At 44.7% G+C, this 21312-nt stretch carries 17 protein-coding genes and 2 pseudogenes; 4 read left to right on the top strand and 15 right to left on the bottom strand.

Annotated elements, in window-relative coordinates; genetic code table 11:
• Positions 1–181: 181 nt before the first annotated feature.
• The 7 genes and pseudogenes from DNHGIG_RS12205 to DNHGIG_RS12170 all read right to left on the bottom strand — a co-directional run bounded on the left by DNHGIG_RS12205 (position 182) and on the right by DNHGIG_RS12170 (position 5367).
• Entirely contained in the window at positions 182–568 is a 387-nt protein-coding gene (locus DNHGIG_RS12205) for a 5-carboxymethyl-2-hydroxymuconate Delta-isomerase (RefSeq protein WP_282199837.1), read from the bottom strand.
• A 12-nt stretch (positions 569–580) separates the two neighbouring features.
• Positions 581–1345: a fumarylacetoacetate hydrolase family protein gene (locus DNHGIG_RS12200; protein WP_282199836.1), complete on the bottom strand. Its 765-nt coding sequence runs from the start codon at positions 1343–1345 to the stop codon at positions 581–583.
• Positions 1345–2133, bottom strand: a complete 789-nt coding sequence (locus DNHGIG_RS12195; RefSeq protein ID WP_282199835.1) for a fumarylacetoacetate hydrolase family protein — start codon at positions 2131–2133, stop codon at positions 1345–1347. Before DNHGIG_RS12195 ends, DNHGIG_RS12200 begins: the two co-directional genes overlap by 1 nt.
• 270 nt (positions 2134–2403) lie before the next feature.
• The gene (locus DNHGIG_RS12190) at positions 2404–3438 is read right to left on the bottom strand and encodes an ABC transporter permease (protein ID WP_282199834.1); all 1035 of its coding nucleotides are present in this window, start codon (positions 3436–3438) and stop codon (positions 2404–2406) included.
• A pseudogene (locus DNHGIG_RS21050) lies at positions 3416–4333 on the bottom strand (ABC transporter ATP-binding protein). Before DNHGIG_RS21050 ends, DNHGIG_RS12190 begins: the two are co-directional and overlap by 23 nt.
• Entirely contained in the window at positions 4334–4729 is a 396-nt protein-coding gene (locus DNHGIG_RS12175; RefSeq protein WP_282199832.1) for a GntR family transcriptional regulator, read from the bottom strand.
• A gap of 329 nt (positions 4730–5058) precedes the next feature.
• Positions 5059–5367 carry a DUF4870 domain-containing protein gene (locus DNHGIG_RS12170; protein WP_282199831.1) on the bottom strand — a complete coding sequence of 103 codons (309 nt, stop codon included), beginning with the start codon at positions 5365–5367 and terminating at the stop codon, positions 5059–5061.
• 315 nt (positions 5368–5682) lie between these two features.
• Here DNHGIG_RS12170 and pckA point away from each other — a divergent pair, with 315 nt between their 5' ends.
• On the top strand, positions 5683–7263 hold the full coding sequence (gene pckA / locus DNHGIG_RS12165; protein WP_282199830.1) for a phosphoenolpyruvate carboxykinase (ATP): 1581 nt from the start codon (positions 5683–5685) through the stop codon (positions 7261–7263).
• 30 nt (positions 7264–7293) lie between these two features.
• Here the strand turns inward: pckA and DNHGIG_RS12160 are convergent, their stop codons facing one another.
• Positions 7294–8418: a GerAB/ArcD/ProY family transporter gene (locus DNHGIG_RS12160; protein ID WP_282199829.1), complete on the bottom strand. Its 1125-nt coding sequence runs from the start codon at positions 8416–8418 to the stop codon at positions 7294–7296.
• A 308-nt stretch (positions 8419–8726) separates the two neighbouring features.
• Here DNHGIG_RS12160 and DNHGIG_RS12155 point away from each other — a divergent pair.
• Positions 8727–8918, top strand: a pseudogene (locus tag DNHGIG_RS12155) (Rdx family protein); the annotation flags it as partial.
• A gap of 60 nt (positions 8919–8978) precedes the next feature.
• On the opposite strand, the gene treC reads toward DNHGIG_RS12155, so the two are convergent.
• From treC to kduD, 5 genes are all read right to left on the bottom strand, one after another.
• Positions 8979–10658: an alpha,alpha-phosphotrehalase gene (gene treC / locus DNHGIG_RS12150; protein ID WP_282199827.1), complete on the bottom strand. Its 1680-nt coding sequence runs from the start codon at positions 10656–10658 to the stop codon at positions 8979–8981.
• Positions 10659–10690: 32 nt separating this feature from the next.
• Positions 10691–12136, bottom strand: a complete 1446-nt coding sequence (gene treP, locus DNHGIG_RS12145; protein ID WP_282199826.1) for a PTS system trehalose-specific EIIBC component — start codon at positions 12134–12136, stop codon at positions 10691–10693.
• 105 nt (positions 12137–12241) lie between these two features.
• On the bottom strand, positions 12242–12952 hold the full coding sequence (gene treR, locus DNHGIG_RS12140) for a trehalose operon repressor (RefSeq protein WP_282199825.1): 711 nt from the start codon (positions 12950–12952) through the stop codon (positions 12242–12244).
• A gap of 52 nt (positions 12953–13004) precedes the next feature.
• Positions 13005–13439 (bottom strand): ATP-binding protein, encoded by a 435-nt coding sequence (locus DNHGIG_RS12135; protein WP_282199824.1) that lies wholly within the window; start codon positions 13437–13439, stop codon positions 13005–13007.
• Positions 13440–13809: 370 nt separating this feature from the next.
• Positions 13810–14565 carry a 2-dehydro-3-deoxy-D-gluconate 5-dehydrogenase KduD gene (gene kduD / locus DNHGIG_RS12130; protein ID WP_282199823.1) on the bottom strand — a complete coding sequence of 252 codons (756 nt, stop codon included), beginning with the start codon at positions 14563–14565 and terminating at the stop codon, positions 13810–13812.
• Positions 14566–14846: 281 nt separating this feature from the next.
• Here kduD and DNHGIG_RS12125 point away from each other — a divergent pair, with 281 nt between their 5' ends.
• Entirely contained in the window at positions 14847–15953 is a 1107-nt protein-coding gene (locus DNHGIG_RS12125; RefSeq protein ID WP_282199822.1) for a GerAB/ArcD/ProY family transporter, read from the top strand.
• Between the two features lie 474 nt (positions 15954–16427).
• Here DNHGIG_RS12125 and galE read toward each other — a convergent pair whose 3' ends face one another.
• Positions 16428–17414: a UDP-glucose 4-epimerase GalE gene (gene galE, locus DNHGIG_RS12120; protein ID WP_282199821.1), complete on the bottom strand. Its 987-nt coding sequence runs from the start codon at positions 17412–17414 to the stop codon at positions 16428–16430.
• 286 nt (positions 17415–17700) lie between these two features.
• Between galE and DNHGIG_RS12115 the strand changes: the two genes are divergently transcribed.
• Complete coding sequence (locus DNHGIG_RS12115) at positions 17701–18513, top strand: phosphatase PAP2 family protein (protein ID WP_282199820.1); 813 nt, start codon at positions 17701–17703, stop codon at positions 18511–18513.
• Positions 18514–18938: 425 nt separating this feature from the next.
• On the opposite strand, the gene DNHGIG_RS12110 is transcribed toward DNHGIG_RS12115, so the two are convergent.
• On the bottom strand, positions 18939–21131 hold the full coding sequence (locus tag DNHGIG_RS12110) for an EAL domain-containing protein (protein WP_282199819.1): 2193 nt from the start codon (positions 21129–21131) through the stop codon (positions 18939–18941).
• Between the last annotated feature and the right edge of the window lie 181 nt (positions 21132–21312).

The following is a 21312-nucleotide window of genomic DNA, read 5'->3' as shown; positions in this document are numbered from 1 at the left end:
TGAACCACAATCGCACAACACCAGACTTCATTGCAAATTAACTTATGAGTATGGCAAACATCTTTGATTATTCGTGTAGGATCGATAGTACCGAGAGTCCCGGTACGGCGCGATTGTGGTATCCATCATTTCAGTTCATCTAAGTTTGCTTGAAAATTGAACAGCAGCGTAATGACGGAACCTATTTTTTGAAACGAGCATGGATATTGTTGTGTTTATAAGTACCGAACTCACTAAATTCGATCAACTCCATTGACAATGCCAAGTAACGTTTAGAGAATAAGTCTGCAAAATGTTCCTTCATAACTTCGAAGAGATCATCACAGACTGCCTTCTTATCTTCTGCGGATCGACCTGCGCCAATCTTTAAAGTAGCATGGACAAACGCATCGTCCTCTGCTCCATCGGCCACACAATAATCTTTGAGTTCGATGGCTCTCGAGCGAATTCCACCTATTGGGAAAATATGGTCATATGAGATGAAAACATCATTGATCTTTTTGAGAAGACCGGGTATATCCGCTTCGGCCTTGATATTATTGGTATATTCGACGATAAAATGTGGCATGACTTTACTCCTTTACATGTTAGTTTCATTAAAAGATTCATCCCCAACGATCGTGTTGACCAATCTCCCTATGCTTTCGATTTCCGTAACAACTTCGTCACCGACTTTTGTATCGATCAATCCTTCGGGAGTTCCGGTCAAAATGATATCTCCGGCATTAAGCGTCATGAAACTGCTCAAATACTCGATCAGAACGGGAATGCTGAAAATCATGTCCCGTGTGTTACCTTCTTGTGTCAACTTTCCGTTCACATAAGTACGCAAGGTCAAATTCATCGGATCGGCAATATCTTTGGCATCTACCAGCCATGGTCCGATCGGCGTACATGTGTCACGGTTTTTGACTCTCAGGTTGGGCCGATAGTAATTTTCTAAATAATCGCGAATGGTGTAATCATTTGCCACAGTATAACCCAATACATAATCATAAGCGTCTTCGCGTTTGACATGACGGGCCGTACGACCCATTACGACAGCCAGTTCACACTCATAGTGCATGTAAGTCGCATCCGACGGACGACGGGTATGGGCCCGATGACCGACGAACGTATTAGGCCCTTTCAGAAAAACAAGCGGTTCAGTTGGAGCTTTAAACGACAGTTCCTTTGCGTGATCCGCATAGTTCAGACCGAGGGCGAACACCGTACGAGGTTGCACGGGTGGCAACCAAACCACTTGATGTTCCTCCACAATACGACCATCATCCAGTTTGAGGCGACCGTCCATTTCAACAGCCTCATGGATCGCGCCCAGATAGGCAATTCGCGCTCGTTTCATCATTTAGCCTCCTTGTAGAGTTCGCGTTCATGCACAACCGTATTTTCCAAAATACCAATGTTGTCGATTTCGATGCGCACATGATCACCCGCCTTCGCAAGCGGTGCATCTTCAGGAACCCCCACCAAAAGCGTGTCTCCAATGTTCAGCGTCATAAAATCCGTAATTTCAGCAATCAATCGCGGGATTGGACGGATCAGGTTAGCGGTGGTATTTTCCTGCCGCAACTCACCGTTGATGTACACGCGCACCCTTAATGCATCTGGATTTACGACGGCATCGCGTTCAATCACCCAGGGTCCTACCGGACAAAAGCCATCACGAGATTTTTGGCTTACAGCCGGTCGGTACAAACTCGTATGCGGAATACTGACATCATTGACCACGGTGTAACCGTCTACATAAGTTAACGCCTGTTCCTCACTCACACGAGTAGCCTTTCGGCCGATCACAACGCCCAGGGTTGCACCGATCTCTAGTGCCGGAACATGATCAGGTAACGGGATAGGCATACCGTAACCTATGACCGTATTTGCTGGTTTGATATATAAGACAGGTGCCTTGGGTGCTACCTTATAAGGGGGTTCATTGACAGCATTCCCAAGTGTGGCGAGTGCCCCCTTGTAATTCAGGAGGACACCATAAATTGTTCCCGACACGGGGGCATCCAAAGGGAGCTTGTCAGCGTCATAACGTTTCCCTTGCAACTCAACGATATGGTTTGCCGTGTTCACACCAGCTTCGATCACTTGCAACATTCCACGAAATTTGATCTTCACTTTCCTCATTCTTTTCACTCCTCCCCTCTTCATATATAATATCATATATTATGGAAACCTTCATTCTATATTAAATAATTAATATTATTTTTAAAATAAAATATTTTTCGTTGTATGATTTTCGTGATCGGGTATTTAGGTTCTTCCGGCAGCCCGAAAATATATTTAAAACAAAAGAGCTTCATCACTCACAAAAAATCAATAACAGAAGAGGCTGTTCCAAATAAAATCAATTGTGATTTTTGGGAACAGCCTCTATCATATCTCGCTGATTTCATTTCATATGGATATCTCATCATATCCCCATCTTCTCATCAAGAGGAAAATCACCTTCCAGATGAAGTACGTCGCGAAGAATCCGATCAAAGCGAAAAGAAAGAAGATATCCCAGCCGCCCTGCAGGATCAGAGTCTGTTTTTCTCCCAAAAAGAATGCGATGAAGATTGCTGAACCGATTTGTGCAACTCGAAGGAAATTTCCGAATATGAGTGTTTGACCATTTTTCTCAAGTGGGTTTCGTTCAAACAGCCAGCAAGAGAGGATATAGGATACGACTGTGACCAAAAGAAATGCAAGCACATGCAGGAATCCTGTTTTCTCTGTAGCTCCTGGTATAAACAAGTAGGAGGGAAGAAACATCATGGTGCCCCAATGCTCGAATATACTTACAATGGAAGCATACTTATAGCTATTCAGATAAATGCTACGCAGGATCGATGCGACTCCACTCCCAATCCATAGGGGAAGACATAAGACGATCATTGATAATAAATAATTACTTATGGCTTTCCCCGACAGGGTAGATACTGCAAAACAGACCCCGAAGATCGCAAGCTGAACGCATGTTGTCGGTAACCACCAGGCAATAACATCATGAAACGTATAGTGCGCAGGTAGAAAGAGCGGCATAATGATCATAAACAGGCCGATGAGCAGCATGATCAGAAGGATCATTCCCGTTCCCATGAAAAATTTGGCCGAGACGATCGCCCTTCTGCTGACAGGAGCCGTCACGAGGAATTCGATCGTGTTTCCCGTTCGTTCCTGGCCAAGCAAGGTGGCTCCAAGAAAGAAACTGCTCCAAAAAGCCCAAAACGGTGAGGCATGACCTTGAACCAGCGAGGAGATGATGCGTGACCACGCTTTATGCGGATCTCCTCCCCACGCCAGATCTGTAAAAGGTTGCATCGCAATTGAAAATAATGTCACACCTATGGGTACCCAAGCCATCACGAGAAACAACATCCAAAAATATCCACGGTTCTGTCGCCATTCTTTCCAAAGAAGCGCCTTATTCAAGAACGATACGCTCACGAACATATCCCTCCTTCTTCATCGTATAGACAAAAAGTTCTTCAAAATTGAGATCCAACGCTTCAACGAAAAGAGGATCAAACGAACGAATCCGTTCCATCGTTTCATGGAAGTGATCACTCACGATCAGGGAATAGATTTTCCCTTGTTCTTCAATGTGCAGGATTTGAGGAAGAGATCGGATCTCCGCAGGCAAACCGTTAGGAAAAACGACTTGTATCCTCCGGGTCGTTTGTTTCATCTCCTCCAACGACCTTGAAAATAATACTTTTCCTTTATAGATAGCTGCCGCGTAATCTGCGATTCGTTCCAAATCCTGCAGATGGTGTGTCGAATAAAAAACGGTCGTATTCCCATCCGCCACCTCTTGCATGATCAGTTGCAAAAATTGTTGTTTCACGACCGGATCCAGCCCACTCGTCGGTTCATCCATGATGAGGAGTTGAGGTCTGATCGATAAAGCGATAATCAGAGCTAACTGTGTTTTCATTCCTTTGGAATACGTACGGATTCTCTTTTCAACAGGAAGTTCAAACGCATCGATCAGCGCCCGGCATCGTTTTTGATCCCAATAACGATAAACCCGTTTGCAAAATTCTAATAATTAACCTGCGCGAAAATGGGGATAGAAATTTGAAAAGTCGGATACGTACCCAACTCTCGTCCGGTATGTTCCCGAAGGTTCGCTGATATCCTGACTCAAGACCCATGCCTTGCCGGACGTAGGTTTCAGAATCCCCATCAACATGCGGATGGTTGTTGTTTTACCCGCACCGTTAGGACCTATCAGACCGAAGATACTCCCCTCCGGCACACGCAGATCCAGATGATCGACCAACCATTTTCCATCCAATCGCTTGCACAGTTGTTCCGTCTCGATCGCATATGTGGACATTTAACGTTCCTCCTTCCCCTGTTTCCATTGGCGAATGACCTCTTTGAAGAGTTCCATCAGATCATCCGTCGTCAATTGAAGATAATGCGCTTCGATGAGCAGTTTCTCCATCGTCTCCCGTATCTGGCGTAGCCTTTCTTCCCTGTTTACGTGAACAATCCTTTCGGCGATGAATGTCCCTCTTCCCCGCAGCACTTCAAGAACCCCCTCCCTCTCCAATTGCTGATAGGCTTTCGCGATCGTATTCGGGTTGATCGTGATCATCGCCGATAGCTCCCGGACTGAAGGCAATTTATCACCAGGTTGAAGGACTTTCCGTGCCACCGCTTCTTTGATTTGATCCACGATTTGTTGATAGATGGGAGTACTTGATCGTGGATCCACGTCAAGCCACATGCATTCACCTCCTATCTTGAAAATGTGTAGTTTGGTTTGCGTATGCTTTGCGTTCGCGCTCCGTAGAGGTCGTCTCAATGGGTCTATGCTTTGCGCTCATGCTCCGTGAAGGTCGTCTCGCATGGAATTATAATTAAATGTTGCGAGACGACCTTCAAAGTCGCTATTACGCGCAAAGCATATACCCCATACCAAAAAGGAAGCGAGACGACCTCCAAAGTCGCTGTCTCACGCAAAACATTACGCCCACCCAAAGACACTTTTCATCCTCTGATGGCGCCGCTTGCGGCATGGAGGGCTACTTTGAAAACTAGCGCTTGGGTCGCTTATTATTGAAACAATCGTCCGATCCATGGATAGTAATACATGTTTCCCCTGGATGATTCGATCGCTCCTTTGATAGGAACAAACACATAGAGAAAAGCGAAGTAAATCAAAAAAGGAATACCTATTAAAATAATGGAGAGTGCAAGGGAAACGGATATGGCAATTCCGATTAAAAAATGAAAAATCAATGCCTGTAATGAGGTCACTTTTACTTCTTCGTCACGAAAAAGAAACAGAAAAACAATCGGAAGAATGACCGGGGCAAAAAATGCACTAAGATGTGCCAAAATCTTAATGTTTGAGGTTCTCAATCCATCCACTCCTTATCAAACGTTCCTTGCTTTGGATAAGTGTACACAAAGAATTACGTGTACTATATCAAGTAATACACTTAGATCATACTTTAGTCTTCAGGAAAAGTCAATCCCTGGCATACGCCTAGACGCATATTCCCTCAATACATGCTTATCCTAAGAGCATAGTCCTCGCCACTATCTGTGAAACCTTTCACAAGTATGTCACATTTATTTTGATTTAGCCGCTTTTTTGTCATTGCATTTTTAATTGTGACATACTAAAATGATGGCAAGAGGAAAACATGATCTTATTTCGGGAGAGGAAATTCCATGAAAATCCAAACTGTCGAAAATGAGTTAGAAGAAATCATGAATGCAGAACATGTTCACCATAATCTTTCCGTTGCGAGACTGATTGAGTCGGCTCTTGAGCGCCGTGAAGGATGTCTTACATCAACGGGGGCTTTTTGTGCAACCACAGGAAAATACACCGGTCGTTCACCAAAAGACCGATATATAGTCGACGAACCCAGCGTTCATGATAAAATTGCGTGGGGTTCCGTCAATCAACCGATTTCACCGGAAGCCTTTCAGCGGATTTATGACCGCATGCTTTCTTATCTGCGCGGACGCGAACTCTTTGTCTTTGACGGGTTTGTCGGCAATGATCCGGCATACCGCTTACCGATCCGTGTGATCAATGAATATGCTTGGCATAATCTGTTCGTCCATCAACTGTTCGTCCGCCCATCGGAAGGGGAACTCGACAATCACAAGCCCGCTTTCACCGTGATTGCCGCACCCGGATTTCATGCGATCCCCGAGATCGACGGAACGAATTCGGAAACATGCATCATCATTTCATTTGAAAAGCGCGTGGTGCTCATCGGAGGAACCGAATACGCTGGTGAAATGAAAAAATCGATTTTCAGCGTAATGAATCTCTTCCTTCCGGAGCAGAATGTTCTTTCCATGCATTGTTCGGCGAATGTTGGCGAAGAAGGAGATGTCGCTCTCTTCTTCGGTCTATCCGGTACCGGAAAGACCACACTCTCAGCAGACCCGAACCGCCGTCTCATTGGGGATGATGAACACGGCTGGTCAGACAAAGGTGTGTTTAACATCGAGGGCGGTTGTTATGCGAAATGCATCCACCTTTCGGAAGAAAAAGAACCTCAAATTTGGAACGCGATCCGCTTCGGTACCGTACTCGAAAACGTAGTCGTCGACCCGAAAACGAGAGAGGCTGATTTCGACAGCAATCGCTTTACGGAAAACACGCGGGCGGCATACCCGATTGAACATATCTCAGGCGCCGTTATCCCAGGGGTGGCGGGACATCCCCGAGTCATTCTCTTCTTAACGGCAGACGCTTACGGGGTTTTGCCTCCGATCGCGAAGCTCACGAAAGAACAAGCGATGTACCATTTCCTTTCCGGTTATACGTCTAAATTAGCCGGAACGGAACGAGGGGTAACCGAACCGGAAGCGACGTTCTCGACTTGCTTCGGTGCACCTTTCTTGCCGCTGTCTCCTTCCGTTTACGCAGAAATGCTGGGTAAGAAAATCGATGAACACGATGTTCGCGTGTACCTTGTGAATACCGGCTGGTCTGGAGGCCCGTACGGTGTCGGTCAACGGATGAAGCTGTCTTACACCCGCGCTATGGTTACCGCTGCGATCACCGGTGACATTGAAGAAGCAAACTTCTCACCCGATCCGATCTTTGGCATCTTGGTTCCCGACGCGATTCAAGGCGTACCGAACACTGTTTTGACGCCTCGTAACACTTGGAACGATCCGGCTGCCTACGATAAACAGGCGCGCTTGCTTGCTGAACAATTTATCCATAACTTCAAGAAGTTTAAGGATGTTCCACAAGATATTATGAACGCGGGACCGCGCATCTGATGGGTGGATCGTCCTCAACAACAAACCACCTCAGTTTGGCTGGGGTGGTTTCATTATGTTGAAAGGAAACGCATTCTTTTTCGCACGTCTTTTGATTGAATCGACAACAAATAAGGCCGTTGGTAAAAGATTACACGTAACAATTGATGCGAATGGAAAAGTATAAATCAAAAATTCATTTAAATTGGTCGTATCTCGAACGATTTGTGTTCCGATAACGGACAATAAAATCAATGGTAATATAAATACTCTGTAATTCAAAGACCCGAAACATTTAGTTACACAAACACATAGAAGAAATAAAGAAATTGATAGCTTAATAAAGATTCCAACGGTCCATAATCCAACAACAAAGGCATCAACATTTTGTAAAAAATCAGCAATACTTACATATTGAGTAATCGTGAAAACTGGATAGGCCAGTTGCGAAGTCATATCCCCCAGCACCGCGACTGTTAACGAATTCACAAGCATAGTGACTACAATCACGGTAAAGATCGCTAGAATGGATAGAATCCGTCCTTTTTCCGGACGATCCAAATACGGAAGAAGAAATCCAATACAAAAAAACTCCCCCATCCACCCGGATGGCACAATCGCCGCTCTCAGCACGGGAGAAAATCCATGTTCTAGAATGGGCTGCAAACGGGTAATATCGGCATTCGGGAGTGAGATTAAGCTGAATAGGAACGTAAAAATAAGAACGAATGGAACAATCACTTCACTGCATCTTCCAATTCCTTCGATTCCTTCGTACACAATCCAACCACATACAAGCAAAAATATTCCATTGATGATCAAGGAGGGGGTCTTCTGCAATTCTATATCGGTAACAAACCCGAAATGTTCGTAATTTTGAACCGTAACATATGTGAAAAAAATAAACGACAAATAGAATTCCAATATCTTTGTAGGCCATTTTCCGATAATTTTTGAACTGTATTCAATAATGGTCAATTCGGGGTATCGTCTGGCCAATGCAGTCAAGACGAAAATACTCCAAAATCCCGTTACGGAAGAAGGGATGACAGCTAACCAGGCATCGCACTCTGCAAACTTTGCCATGATTGCGGGAACAGACAATATTTCTGTGGAAAGTATGTACGGAATCATGAGTAGCCACAATTGCCATCCGGTTATTTTCTCCTGGCTCAAGATTTATTCTCTCCCCCAATTATGACAAGACCTATCAGTCTTTCCATCTGTAATTTTCTCCTAAATCAGGATAACTTATTCTGTACCTACGACTTTCCTTCCCTTAAACGTTCCCCGTATAAAAAGAAAGTTTTTCTCGGGGAAGGGTACATTACTTTTGAAAACACACTTCTTAAGTGGAGTCCGTTTACATGTACAAGGAAAAATGCGTACAATAGTAACGGCAAATCTTTTCACAGGAGGTTTTTGCTATGGCAGAAAAAGTTCAAGTCAGTATCGAATACTGCACGATGTGAAATTACCTTCCGAGAGCCGCTCGTGCAGCGGAAGAAATTTTAGGGAAACACCAAGCGCAAATTGCCAGCTTTACTTTGATCCCTTCATCAGGAGGTGTATTCGAAGTCAAAGTAGGTGAACGCTTGATTTTTTCCAAAAAAGAATTGAACCGTTTCCCTGAAGAAGGAGAACTTGAAAAGTTGTTCTCTGACGCTATTTCATAACTTTTGCAAGTCATCTTGTTTATATAGAAGAAGCCCCCAAGCGTTGGGGGCTTCGCTCATTCACTTTATATAAAAAGCAACAGATTCGTACGGTCGCAGGGTAAGTTCACGGATGTTATTTTGGGTATCATGATAGTTCGAAATGATTATGCGATATTCTCCGTACAGGTGGACATCCGTCGGTAAAATGAATGTCGTCATCTTGCCGTAAAAATTGTTGATCACCAATAGGGTCTCATCGTTGTATCGTCGCAGATAAGCAAAGATTTGCGGGTCATCTTCCAGGATTAAACGAAAGTCACCGTAAGCGATGATGTCGTATTCTTTACGTAAGCGAATCAGCTTTTGATAATGATAGAAAACGGAATCCTTGTCACGCAACGCCTGTTCCACATTGATTTCCTTGTAATTCGGCGCAACTTTGATCCATGGGCAGCCGTTTGTAAAACCCGCATGCTTGTCCCCGTTCCATTGCATGGGCGTCCGTGCATTATCTCGCGATTTCTGTTTAATGGCAGCCATGATCTCCTGTTCCGCTTTTCCTTCGGCTTTCAAACGATGATAGGCATTGATGGTCTCGACATCCCGATAATCTTCGATCATATCAAAAGAAGGGTTGGTCATACCGATTTCTTCCCCTTGGTAAATGAAAGGCGTGCCCTGCAATAAATGGATCGCTGTTGCCAACATCTTCGCTGATTCTTTATGAAACTCTCGATCATTGCCGAAACGGGAGACCACCCGTGGTTGATCGTGATTGCACCAGAACAGGGCGTTCCAGCCCCCTCCTCGCTGCATGCCGTATTGCCAATCGCTGAGTATCTTTTTCAATTGCAGAAAATCAAAGTCTGCGGCAACCCATTTTTCTCCATTTGGATAGTCGACTTTCAAATGATGAAAACTGAAAATCATATGGAGTTCTTTTTCTTGGGGATTCGTGTACTTCACACAGTTCTCTATCGTTGTTGAAGACATTTCCCCTACTGTAAGAATGTGAGGGTGTTTTGAGAACACTCTTCGATTCATTTCCTTCAGGAATTCATGAATACGCGGACCGTCTGTATAGTATTTGCGCCCGTCGGCTGTTGGCGTTTCCAACGTATCGTCCGGGAATGATTGATCTTTCGAGATAAGGTTGATCACATCCAGGCGAAAACCGTCAACTCCTTTGTCGAGCCAAAAATCCATCATTTGATATATTTGTTCCCTCAACTCTGGATGTTCCCAATTCAAATCGGCTTGTGTTACGTCAAAGAGATGCAAGTAATATTGACCGGTTGTCTCATCATATTGCCAGGCACTCCCTCCAAACTTTGATTTCCAATTGTTTGGAGGACCTCCTTCCCCCCCATCCTTCCATATATAAAAATGGCGATAGGGGTTCTCTCTGGAACGCGACGCCTCTTGAAACCATCGATGTTCCGTTGATGTATGATTCACCACCATATCCATGATGATTTTCATTCCTCTCGCATGCGCTTCATGAAGGAGGGTCTCGAACGTTTCCATGGTTCCGTATTCCAGATTGATCCTGTAATAATCCCGAATATCGTAGCCGTTATCTTTCTGGGGCGAATCATAAATGGGGGTTAACCAGAGCACATCAACCCCCAAGTTCTGCAAGTAATCCAGATGATCAATGATACCTTGTAAATCTCCGATCCCATTCCCTGTCGTATCTTTAAAGCTTTTTGGATAAATTTGATATACTACAGATTTTTTCCACCAAGGTTGCTCCATTCTGCACTCCTCGCTTTTCGGTCTCTGAATTTCTAGTTGAAATTGAGGTTACGTGCACTCTGTTCGCTTTGTCCAACTTTTTTCACTTTGGCCAGTACGAATGTCAAGAAGAAAGGAACGAGCAAAGCGATCGCCATTCCGATGAAAAACACGCCCCATTGCTGAGGGAAGATTGACAAAAACCCGGGCAGTCCTCCCACTCCAATGGAGGATGCGCGCACATGTTGTAACGTGATGACGACGGCAGCGATCGCGGAACCGGTCATTGCCGATAGGAAGGGGAATCGATAACGAATATTCACACCAAACATCGCCGGTTCTGTAATTCCGAGATAAGCGGAGATCGCAGAAGTCAAAGCCATCCCCTTCAGCTTTTCATTTTTTGAAACAAACATCATGGCCAAAGCTGCCGAACCTTGGGAGATATTCGATAAAGCCAGAATCGGCCATAAGAATGTACCTCCCGTACTTGCGATCAGTTGTAAATCGACAGCCAAGAAGGTGTGATGCATTCCGGTCACGACTAATACTGCATACAATCCCCCGTAAATGAGGCCTCCTAAAAGCGGCACTTTATCGAATACGGCAACGAAAGCGGCTGTAATCGCTTTGCCGATCGCAAAGGTGACAGGGCCTATAATCAAGAAAGATAAGAAGCCTGTGATCAATAACGTAACAGGAGCGACGATTAACAATTTGAAAGCATCTGGTACACGCTTGTTCAAAAAGTTTTCGATTTTCGCCAATACGAACGCCGAAACCAACACCGGTAACACTTGCCCTTGATAACCAATTTTCTGAATATTCAATCTGAATAAATGCCAGTAGGGTACGGTTCCCTTAGCAGCCGCTTCCGCATACCCCCACGCATTGAGCAGATCGGGGTGTATCAGCATCAATCCCAGAACGATCCCCAATAATTCACTGCCGCCAAATCTCTTCACGGCAGACCACCCGATTAGACCGGGCAAGAAAACAAACGATGTATTTGCGATCAGATTGATCATGCCGGCGAAGTCTTTCCATTCCTGATGCACATCAATGAATGCCTGATTCGGGTAGAAAATCCCCTTCCCAGTCAATACATTATTGATCCCCATTAACAGACCGGCCGTTACAATGGCAGGAAGAAGCGGAATGAAGATATCTCCTAATGCCTTCACCAAACGTTGAAACAGATTCAAATTCTTTTCCGCCACACTTTTGACTTGTTCTTTAGTTGCTCGTTCAATACCGGTAATCGCAAGCATTTGTTCATAAGCTTTCTCGACAAGTTCCGGGCCGATGACCACTTGAAACTGTCCGTTGGCTGAAAAGAAACCTTTGACGATATCCACGTTCTCTAGCTCATTCTTATCAACTATACTCTCGTCTTTCAAAGCAAGCCTTAGGCGTGTTACGCAATGGCTTGCCGTGACAATGTTGTCTTTGCCCCCAAGGGCTTGGACAATTCGTTCAACCGATTGTTTGGTAACCATATCTTCCCCTCCTGTAATCGTTTTCAGTTACATGATAACTTGTTCAAACAAGTTGCGTCAACACTTGTTTAAACATGTTGGAGGATGAAAAATAAATAAGCCGCCTTATCGGCGACGGGCAAAATCGGTAAATATGAAACGATCGGGTCGATGGCGGGACTCGGTGTACTCGAATTGCGTACCATCGTGCAAATGAACGAAGTTTTTGACGACCGCAACGAAATTATATGACTTCAAATCCAAATGTTCTCTGTCCTTTGTTGATGCATGTTCAACCTGAACCACTCGTTTGGCAAAACCGATTTTTAGCTGTAATGTTTCTTCAATATATTGATAGATCGATTGTTCGGCGATCTCCTTTGATAAGCCGGTAACGATATCTTTTAGAAAATAGTTGACATCGAGAATAACTTTCTCCCCGTCTAGCTGACGAACCCGGTATAACTTGTAAGCTTCTCTGCCTGTAGGCAACCGAGTCTTGTTATGCAGGGATTCTTCAATCATGATTTCCTCAAACAATGGAACGGAAGTCGTGAACGTTTGGCCGCTGTTTTCACTCGCCTCTTTGAAACTTACAAGCCCACCCAAAGAAAAAGTGATGGGCTGATTGTCCAGTACAAAAACGCCTTTTCCGTGCAAGCTATTTACAAATCCTTCTTTAGCAAGCAAATCCAAAGCTCTGCGAATCGTTCCCCGACTTGTGCCATATATCTTACAAAAGTCATTTTCAGAGGGCAGTTTTTTTCCAGGAGGGTATTTTCCTTCAAGGATTTGGTTTCGTATATCTTCGTATATTTCTGTATATCTCCTGTTCATCACATGCCTCCATAAAAGTTTAGTCATACATTTTAATAAACCGAGACGATCGTCACTCAGCGTTTGTACTCGCGGAATACAAGGAAATCATTCGTTTTTTCTTCTTTCGCTGGATCCCGACGATTTTCGTCCCTTCTCTAGATGTTTCGATATGCAGTTCATCCATCAATCGCTTGGCCCCTGATAGACCGAGTCCAAGCCCGCGAGATGAAGGCGTTTTTTTGCCGTTTAACACTTCATTGAGATCGGGGATTCCCGGACCGTTATCGATCACCATAAAGCGGATCCCTTGATCGGTGATTTCACAAGAAAAGGTGCCAATCCCATTCGCATGATCCAAGAGATTCCTGGTTAATTCGGCTACACTCACAAGCACCTTTTGTTGTTCGATTGCCGAAAAAGAGAGCTGGTTCATTAAAACCCGAACGTAATAAAGAGCAAAATAGATATCATCCTCTGATTGAATCGTCATTTCATGTCTACTCATGGTTACGAAGCCTCTCCATGATAAAATTTGTAAATCAGGCGTTTGTCTCCCGCAGCACGAGTGACTGCAACACATTGTCCAAGAAGACAGAGTGTAAGTACTTCTTGATATGGTTCTCCTCTGATCCTTTTTTGTCTATTCTTGAAGAGACATGTTGAACCATGATCATTATACTACAGACCTCCCCTCAAAAAGGTAATCTTAAAATTGCTAAAGGGAGATATATGTCGCCATATCTCCCTTTAAATCGACCATTTATTTGAAAACGATATATGACTCACCTGAAACCATCATGTGAAACTTTTGCTCTAGATATGTGTGAAACAGCTAATCAACAATAGAAGAGTCGCAGTGGTTACCAAATAATGGATTATCTTCCCAACCATCCTCCATCAACGACGAGCACATGACCGTTCACATAATCGGACGCCCTTGAAGCCAGGAACACCACAGCCCCCTTTAGGTCTTCAGGCGTTCCCCAACGTCCTGCGGGAATTCTCTCCAAAATTTGACGGCTGCGTGTTTTATCATGCAGGAGCTCCCTATTCATATCGGTATCCATATAACCGGGAGCAATTGCATTCACATTGATGCCATGACCTGCCCATTCGTTTGCCAACGCTTTCGTTAACTGAGCCACGCCGCCTTTCGCTGCGGCATAAGCGGGAACAGTTACGCCCCCTTGGAATGACAGGAGGGACGCGATATTGATGATCTTGCCTCCGCCTTGTGTGATCATCCGTTGGCCGGCTTGCTGACATAAAAAGAATACCGATTTTAAGTTGACAGCGAAGACTTCATCCCAATCCTCTTCTGAAAATTGTACCGCCGGTGAACGGCGTTGTATCCCCCCATTATTCACGAGAATATCAACATGCCCGAAACACTCGTCCACTTGGTTCATGACCGTCTTCACATGTTCCATGTCAGCAAGATCACACACAAAGATTTCACAACGACGACCGAGCCGTTCAATCATTTCTTTCGTAGTCTTTTCTGTTTCCGTTCGTTGGATGAGGGCAATATCGGCTCCCGCTTCCGCGAGTCCTATCACCATGGCTTGTCCGAGACCTCTAGTTGCACCCGTGATGACTGCAACTTTTCCGCTTAAATCAAACAAGTTCATGCTCTCTCCCTCTTTCCTCCAGTTATGATTATTGTATCTCTTCTTCATCCGAACATTCATTTATCGATTATCGAATACAACTAATTATCAAAATTGTAACATCTTTTCATTCGGATTACCAGCCAACAACAAATGATTGAATCTATTACAGCCCCGCTTGAAAAGAGAAATCATAACCTTCATTATTTACAGAAGATTACTGGTACCTTTTTCGTATTCGCGAATCGTGATCGTACCTCATGAGCATAATAACGGCAGATCACGTAAAGTGAGAGGGTTCTATGGAAAAAATATCGGGTTATCAATTGTTTACACTAACCGTTATGTTTCAAATTGGAACTACGAGTGTATTTGGTTTCGCTGCGAAAGCAGGTAAAGATGCTTGGATTGTTACACTCTTGTCTGTCGTATTTGGAGCGTTACTTATCTTGTTATATTTTACATTGATGCGTATGCACACAGGGTTAACACTCGTTCAATGTTTCCCCGCTCAATTTGGTCGATGGATCGGTACTCCTCTCGCGTGGTTATATCCACTCCTCTTCTTATATCTAGCAGGGCGAGACCTACGTAATTTCGGTGAAGTCATTCGGGGAACAATTTTGACTCAGACGCCCCTTTTCGTCATCATGTTTTTATTCACGCTTGTCACCGCATATGGTCTTTATCATGGAATCGAACCATTAGGACGTCTAGGGGAGTTCCTTTTCCCTGTCTTAGTGGTTGTCCCCTATATCGTACTCACATGCTTGTTAATCGGTTCAGACATCATTGACATAGGCAGGGTTCAACCGATCGCAGAACATGGCTGGATCGCCATTTGGAAGAATTTATGGCCACTTAATGTGATCATCCCTTACGGGGAGACCATTGTATTCACAATGATTTGGCCGTTAGTCAATCAACCGAATCAGGTGATGAAGGCCACTTTACTGGCCACGGTCGTATACGGAATTTTGCTTGGCTTTTCTGATTTTTTAGCGATTACTATTCTAAGTGAAAGGATGTTTCAACGTAATGTCTTTCCCTATTACGCTTTAATGCGTCAGATTAACATAGCCGACTTTCTTCAAAACCTCGATGCAATCGTTGTTTTACAATTCTGTACCGTCGGATTTTTTAAATTCGCTCTCTACATGTTTGGTACGATTCGAGGAATACAACAACTAACAGGTATTCAAAACGGTAAAGTATTAATCTTACCTTCCGCCCTCACCGCGATCTTTCTGGCAGACACGATGTCGTCTAACATTTCTGAACATCTGTATGTTGGATTGAAACTGGTTCCTTATTTTTTGGGAATTCCCTTTTTTATTTTATTACCCTTTGTTCTCTTCGTGGTTGCTTGGTTTCGCTCCATGTACGCAGGATCGAAGGAAACACAATGACAGCCATAAAAATGCTACAGCCATCATCATAAGATGAACGGATGCGCTTGGGTGTAAGAAAGGTCGTTCTTGAGGCATATGCTTTGCGCTCATGCTCCGTGAAGGTTGTTTCAGCGGGTATATGCATTGCGCTTATGCTCCGTGAAGGTCGTCTCGCATCGAATCATAATCATATGTTGCGAGACGACCTTCAAAGTCGCTATTACGCGCAATGCATACACCCTTTTACATCCGAAAGGAAGGGAGACGACCTCCAAACTCACTGTTTCACGCGAAGCAAATGCCTCTTTACGGTTTAAGAGAAGCGGAACGACCTTCCACTCACCTCCGCAAGCGATACAACCCACCCTAAGGCCATTCAGTTTCTTGTAACAGCCTTAAAACTACTTCTTTCCGCACAAGAAATGTTTCATCTTCTGATGGAGCCCCTTGCGATATGGTAGGCTATTTTGAAAGTTTCAGGTGTTACCCCCATTAACTTTTATAGCCCTTTGGGTTTTTCTTGTGCCAGTTCCACGCTGTACGAATGATTTCCTCCAAGCTGTCGTATCTTTGAACCCACCCCAACTCGTTTTGCGCCTTGTCATACGAGGCGATCAAAACGGCAGGATCCCCCGCACGACGCGGTGCGATGCGCGCAGGAATCGGATGACCGGTTACTTCTCGCGCTGTTTCAATCACCTGTTTCACCGAAAAACCGGTTCCGTTCCCCAAATTATAGATGCCGCTTTCCCCCGCTTCCCGCAACCTCTTCAACGCGAGCCAATGAGCATTGGCCAAATCCATTACATGGATATAATCGCGGATGCAGGTCCCGTCTTCCGTCGGGTAATCATCACCAAAGATCGAAATCGAATCCCTTTGCCCCAAAGCCACTTGCAGAACGATTGGGATCAGATGCGTTTCCGGATCGTGATCTTCTCCAATCAGACCATCCGCATGAGCGCCTGCCACGTTGAAATAACGCAGCGAAACATATTTAATTCCGTACGCTTGGTCGCACCATTTCAGCATTTTTTCGATTGCAAGTTTCGTCTCTCCATATGGGTTTGTTGGTTCTGTCGGATCTGTCTCCCGTATCGGGACATGTTTTGGCTCCCCGTAGGTGGCGGCTGTCGAAGAAAAAACGATCTTATTCACGCCGTGCTCCTTCATCTTTGTAAGAAGCCGCTGAGCCGCTACTACGTTGTTATCATAGTACTTCAAAGGTTCGTAGACACTTTCACCGACGAGTGAATCGGCTGCAAAGTGAATGACCGCCTCGACGTCATGGGTCGTAAATATCTTTTCAAGCAGTTCCGCATCACGAACATCGCCTTGATAGAAAGTTTCCGCCATCACCGCGCGTCGATGCCCTTTTTGCAAATTATCGAGCACGATCACTTCTTCTCCCTGTGCAAGCAGTTCTACAACCGCATGACTGCCGATATACCCGGCACCTCCTGTAACCAATACGGCCATGTATTAAACCTCCTCCATCACTCCTCGTGCCCCATCGCCGATATCACAAACAAATTGTCGGCACGAGTCCTGTTTTCTTTTGATATCATCGGGAACACGCGATAGAAAATTATGTACGGCATCGCTGTGCATGATGCTGAGAAAACCCCGCTCCGATTGGAATATCCCCTTGAAAAAGAATATCACAACAGAGCCGTTTGCAAATCTTTTTTCGGCTTTTGTTTTGAAACTATACCCCTCAAACAAAGAACCTGTTATGATATTGACGATTGGAGGATTACTGTCGATGTTCAGCTACTTGTTTTCCCTTCTCATCCGTTTTCCTGAAAACCTGTTCATCCTAGGTTTTTCTTTGCTGGATCATAAAGATGACAGGCGCACGATTCCATGGTCACAATTTCTATGGATAGGGGTTCCCGTTCTTGCCCTTATCGATTGGTTGTGGAACAAACGCTCATACCCTTGGTTATTTCTTGTCAACGACTATCTCGGCCATTTTCATCATGTCTGGAATTGGAACCCTCTGTTTCGAATGATCCCTTGGAATGACGGTTCTTTATTCCGTTTGTATAAAACACACTGGTTGACCGTTTGGCTACAGTTTGCCTATTCGCAAGCATTTGTCCTGAATCTGTGGGTAGCGATTATCCGCAGTTTCCTGATTAAAGATGTTCGCAAGATGTTGCAATATGCTCTTGGCGGATTCGTGCTTCAAATGCCGGTTATTATCTTTTTCTATCATACGGTACTCTTGCAAGAGGTATGGTATGTCAAAGGAGATCCTGACGGCCTCATGCGCGGTCTCACCGGACAGAAGTTACTGAATACGGTAGCCAACTGTTTCCCCAGTATGCATACATCGGTCGCCTTCGCCATTTTACTGCTCGCTCTTCAGGAAAAAGGTCCTTATTTCAAATGGGGGATGGTTTTTTACTGCGCAAGTGTCATCTATTCAACTTTGTATTTGGAAATCCACTGGGTGATTGATGTCATCGCCGGCATGGCACTCGCTTACGTTGCCGTTCGACTTAGCGATATCATCCTGAACTTGGTATGGAATAAAGGTCCGAAAAAACTGATGAGCCGATTAAACAAATAAAAGGGATGCTGATGATACCAGCATCCTTTTACTTTTTAGGCGAAACGCTCATTGCTGACCGGCAGTAATTTGAAAAAAGAAGCCGGTTCATGATCCTATTCTAACTATGTTGATTCCAGCTACGCTTCCAAGCAGAGCGGTGGGATCGAAAAGCCCGTTCCTTTTCTTGCAGGTGTTTTAAAAACTCGGAATTCAAACGGTTTCTGTGGCGTTGAAAGCGTACGCGTTCGCGTCGAGCTTCCCACCACGTTTTCCATCGTTCCAGAAGTACACGCCATTTCACTAGTATCACCTCTCAACGTATATCATATGTACTGGGAGGGATATTTGCCTCTCTGTGTGTAACCCGAGGTGACGACTATAATTTGAAAGGATTGAAAAATATTCTGGACAATCATAGTCCGTCGCTTACAAAATCAACGAGCTTAGGGATTCACGTAGTTAAGTTGTGGCAATTCCTTTTGTGGTCTGCTCCAAAAGTATCCTTGCTGATGTTGAATACCAAGACGCTGATAGATTTGGGATTGCTCAAGGGTTTCTATCCCTTCGATAATAATACGAATGTCCTGGGATGCTGCCCAGTCTGCAATGGAATACAACAATTCCTTACTCTCCGGTTGTTCCGCCATTGTGACCCACTGTCGGTCTAACTTAATCCAGTCCGGCTTGACCGTCATTAAACGCATTAAGTCTTGTTCCCCTACTCCAAAATCATCTTGTGCCAATTCAATCATAGGGAACTCCGCCTGAAGCTGGTTCCAAGCGTGAATATCAATGGAATCAACGTGGTGTTCCAGTATTTCAAAGACGCAAATGATTCTAGGGTGCTGTTTATACAGTCTTTCTAACCAGTTACGAATCCGTTCAGTATCTCGTAGCGTGCCTGCATACACATTCAAAAATAATCGGTTCCCGTTTGGCCACGAAAGTTCAAGCAGACGTTTCAGCAAGCTTTCCAAGCAATCCCAATCCGCTTGCGAACAGAAATCGAACCGCTCCGCAATTCTGAAGAAGGTGTCAGGGCCTACAAATTCACTCCCCCATTTAGGTCTAGCGAGTGCTTCATACCCGATAGGAGTTTGGGAGTCAGCATCGACAATGGGCTGAAACGCCCATTCAATTTCTCCATGCCAAGAATAGTTATTTCTATTTGTCGAGTGTGGGAACCTGGCATTGTTTAGTTCCTGTACCATACCCCAATAGCCAACAATCTGCCCGGACAGAACGACCGGGAAAAGCTCGGCGACCTCCCACCATTCAGTTCCATCTTCTCGGCGATTCAACAAACAACCGCTCCACGGCTTTCCGTGCGAAAGATTGGCCCACATACTTTGGTAAACCTTCATTGGTGTTTTGTTTGCGCTATTCATACCTGGCTTAGCTCCCCGTAGTTCGTCCCGCGTTCTACCGACTAGATGCTCATACGCTTCGTTTGTTACCAGAATACGTCCGTCTCTGTCTGTAAGCACAAAGGGATAGTGAGATTCACGCCATAAAGACAGGGCAATGTTTGTAAGCCAAAAAAGATGTGGATCTTCATTCCTTCTATTCTGACGTATCAATTCTTGGCATCGCGAAGATTTCATAATGCAGTTCTTTCCGGATTTCTTAGCAGACAGGAGAGCATAATCTGCTTGGTTCGCAGTCTCCTCATTTAATGGCCCGTAAGTCCAACCGATGGAAACCCCAATCTTAAGCCCTTCATCCTTCTTCAATACCGGATACTCGCCTTCTGTCGCGAGACGATGGAGTCTGTCCACAATTTGTTCGGCCACGCTCGCGTCTTGCAGTGGAATCCATATTTGAAATTCGTCCCCACCAAATCGCGCTACGGCATCATTAGCGCGTAGTCCATTACGAATTCTATTGACAAACTCTTGTAAAACACGATCCCCGACTTCGTGACCCCATGTATCATTTATCCATTTGAAGTTATCGAGATCGCAAAAGGCGATAATACCTTCGTTCTGTCCTCTGGCTTTCGTCTCTTGGAGCCATGATGCAAGTCCTCGACGTGTCAGTGCGTGAGTGAGTACATCGTATTGCACAGCTTCATGCGTTTCTTGAACAAGTCGATCGTGCCGAGCACGAAATTCCACGTACATACCTGACATGATGGCCATCATAGCCGCAACGACCACGGCATCAAATTTGTTTCCCCAAGCGACATCAAACCCAAGCTCCGTAAGTACACTGATTAAACTCGCGAATGTTACTCCCTTAGCAGACCGAAATCGTTTGAGAATGACTGAAATGACTACCATGAGACAGACTAAAAGAAATGCACAAATCCAAACACGTGAGGCATTCCCATACTGCCAAAAGTTCATACCAACGAGAGAGAGGAATATGGTTGTAGCGAAGGCGATAGGCTCCCACTTTTCCGACCGTAATACGTATACTGTTGTGTATAAGACACCCATGATACCAATAGAAATATGGAAGTGTAGGTGTATCCCATCGAACGCAAAGCCTAGAGGAATAAGGACAATGGTGAACCACGGTGCTATTCTGGGTAGAAACCGACGGACGGCTAATAGGGAAAATTCACGTGTAGAAAACACCTGTGCGGACAAAAGCCACGTCTGTAGAAACCATCCGATTTGGATACTCTCCACTGTCATACCCCTACAATATGTAAGATTACCTAGAGTAGCTGATTGTCACTTGACCAATTTTGACACCTCTCATTTGATGATTCTACACTATTTTTCTTTTTTGTTTTATCAGATGTAAACGCCAAAAAAGACGGAGTTCACAGAGTAAGTCTCTGTACTCCGCAATAACTGCTGTCTTTGA

It is taken from the genome of Collibacillus ludicampi, from assembly GCF_023705585.1.
Classification (GTDB): Bacteria; Bacillota; Bacilli; order Tumebacillales; family BOQE01; genus Collibacillus; species Collibacillus ludicampi.
The sequence above is the reverse complement of the archived record's forward strand: the minus strand, read 5'-3'. Positions and strand labels throughout refer to the sequence as shown.

Excerpts from the sequence above, each read along its gene's own strand:
- DNHGIG_RS12125 (WP_282199822.1), top strand. The coding sequence starts at position 14,847 with ATGGAAAAAATATCGGGTTATCAATTGTTTACACTAACCGTTATGTTT.
- DNHGIG_RS12195 (WP_282199835.1), bottom strand. The coding sequence starts at position 2,133 with ATGAGGAAAGTGAAGATCAAATTTCGTGGAATGTTGCAAGTGATCGAA.
- treC (WP_282199827.1), bottom strand. The coding sequence starts at position 10,658 with ATGGAGCAACCTTGGTGGAAAAAATCTGTAGTATATCAAATTTATCCA.
- DNHGIG_RS12135 (WP_282199824.1), bottom strand. The coding sequence starts at position 13,439 with ATGAGTAGACATGAAATGACGATTCAATCAGAGGATGATATCTATTTT.
- DNHGIG_RS12175 (WP_282199832.1), bottom strand. The coding sequence starts at position 4,729 with ATGTGGCTTGACGTGGATCCACGATCAAGTACTCCCATCTATCAACAA.
- DNHGIG_RS12115 (WP_282199820.1), top strand. The coding sequence starts at position 17,701 with ATGTTCAGCTACTTGTTTTCCCTTCTCATCCGTTTTCCTGAAAACCTG.
- kduD (WP_282199823.1), bottom strand. The coding sequence starts at position 14,565 with ATGAACTTGTTTGATTTAAGCGGAAAAGTTGCAGTCATCACGGGTGCA.
- treP (WP_282199826.1), bottom strand. The coding sequence starts at position 12,136 with ATGGTTACCAAACAATCGGTTGAACGAATTGTCCAAGCCCTTGGGGGC.
- galE (WP_282199821.1), bottom strand. The coding sequence starts at position 17,414 with ATGGCCGTATTGGTTACAGGAGGTGCCGGGTATATCGGCAGTCATGCG.
- pckA (WP_282199830.1), top strand. The coding sequence starts at position 5,683 with ATGAAAATCCAAACTGTCGAAAATGAGTTAGAAGAAATCATGAATGCA.
- DNHGIG_RS12205 (WP_282199837.1), bottom strand. The coding sequence starts at position 568 with ATGCCACATTTTATCGTCGAATATACCAATAATATCAAGGCCGAAGCG.
- treR (WP_282199825.1), bottom strand. The coding sequence starts at position 12,952 with ATGAACAGGAGATATACAGAAATATACGAAGATATACGAAACCAAATC.
- DNHGIG_RS12200 (WP_282199836.1), bottom strand. The coding sequence starts at position 1,345 with ATGAAACGAGCGCGAATTGCCTATCTGGGCGCGATCCATGAGGCTGTT.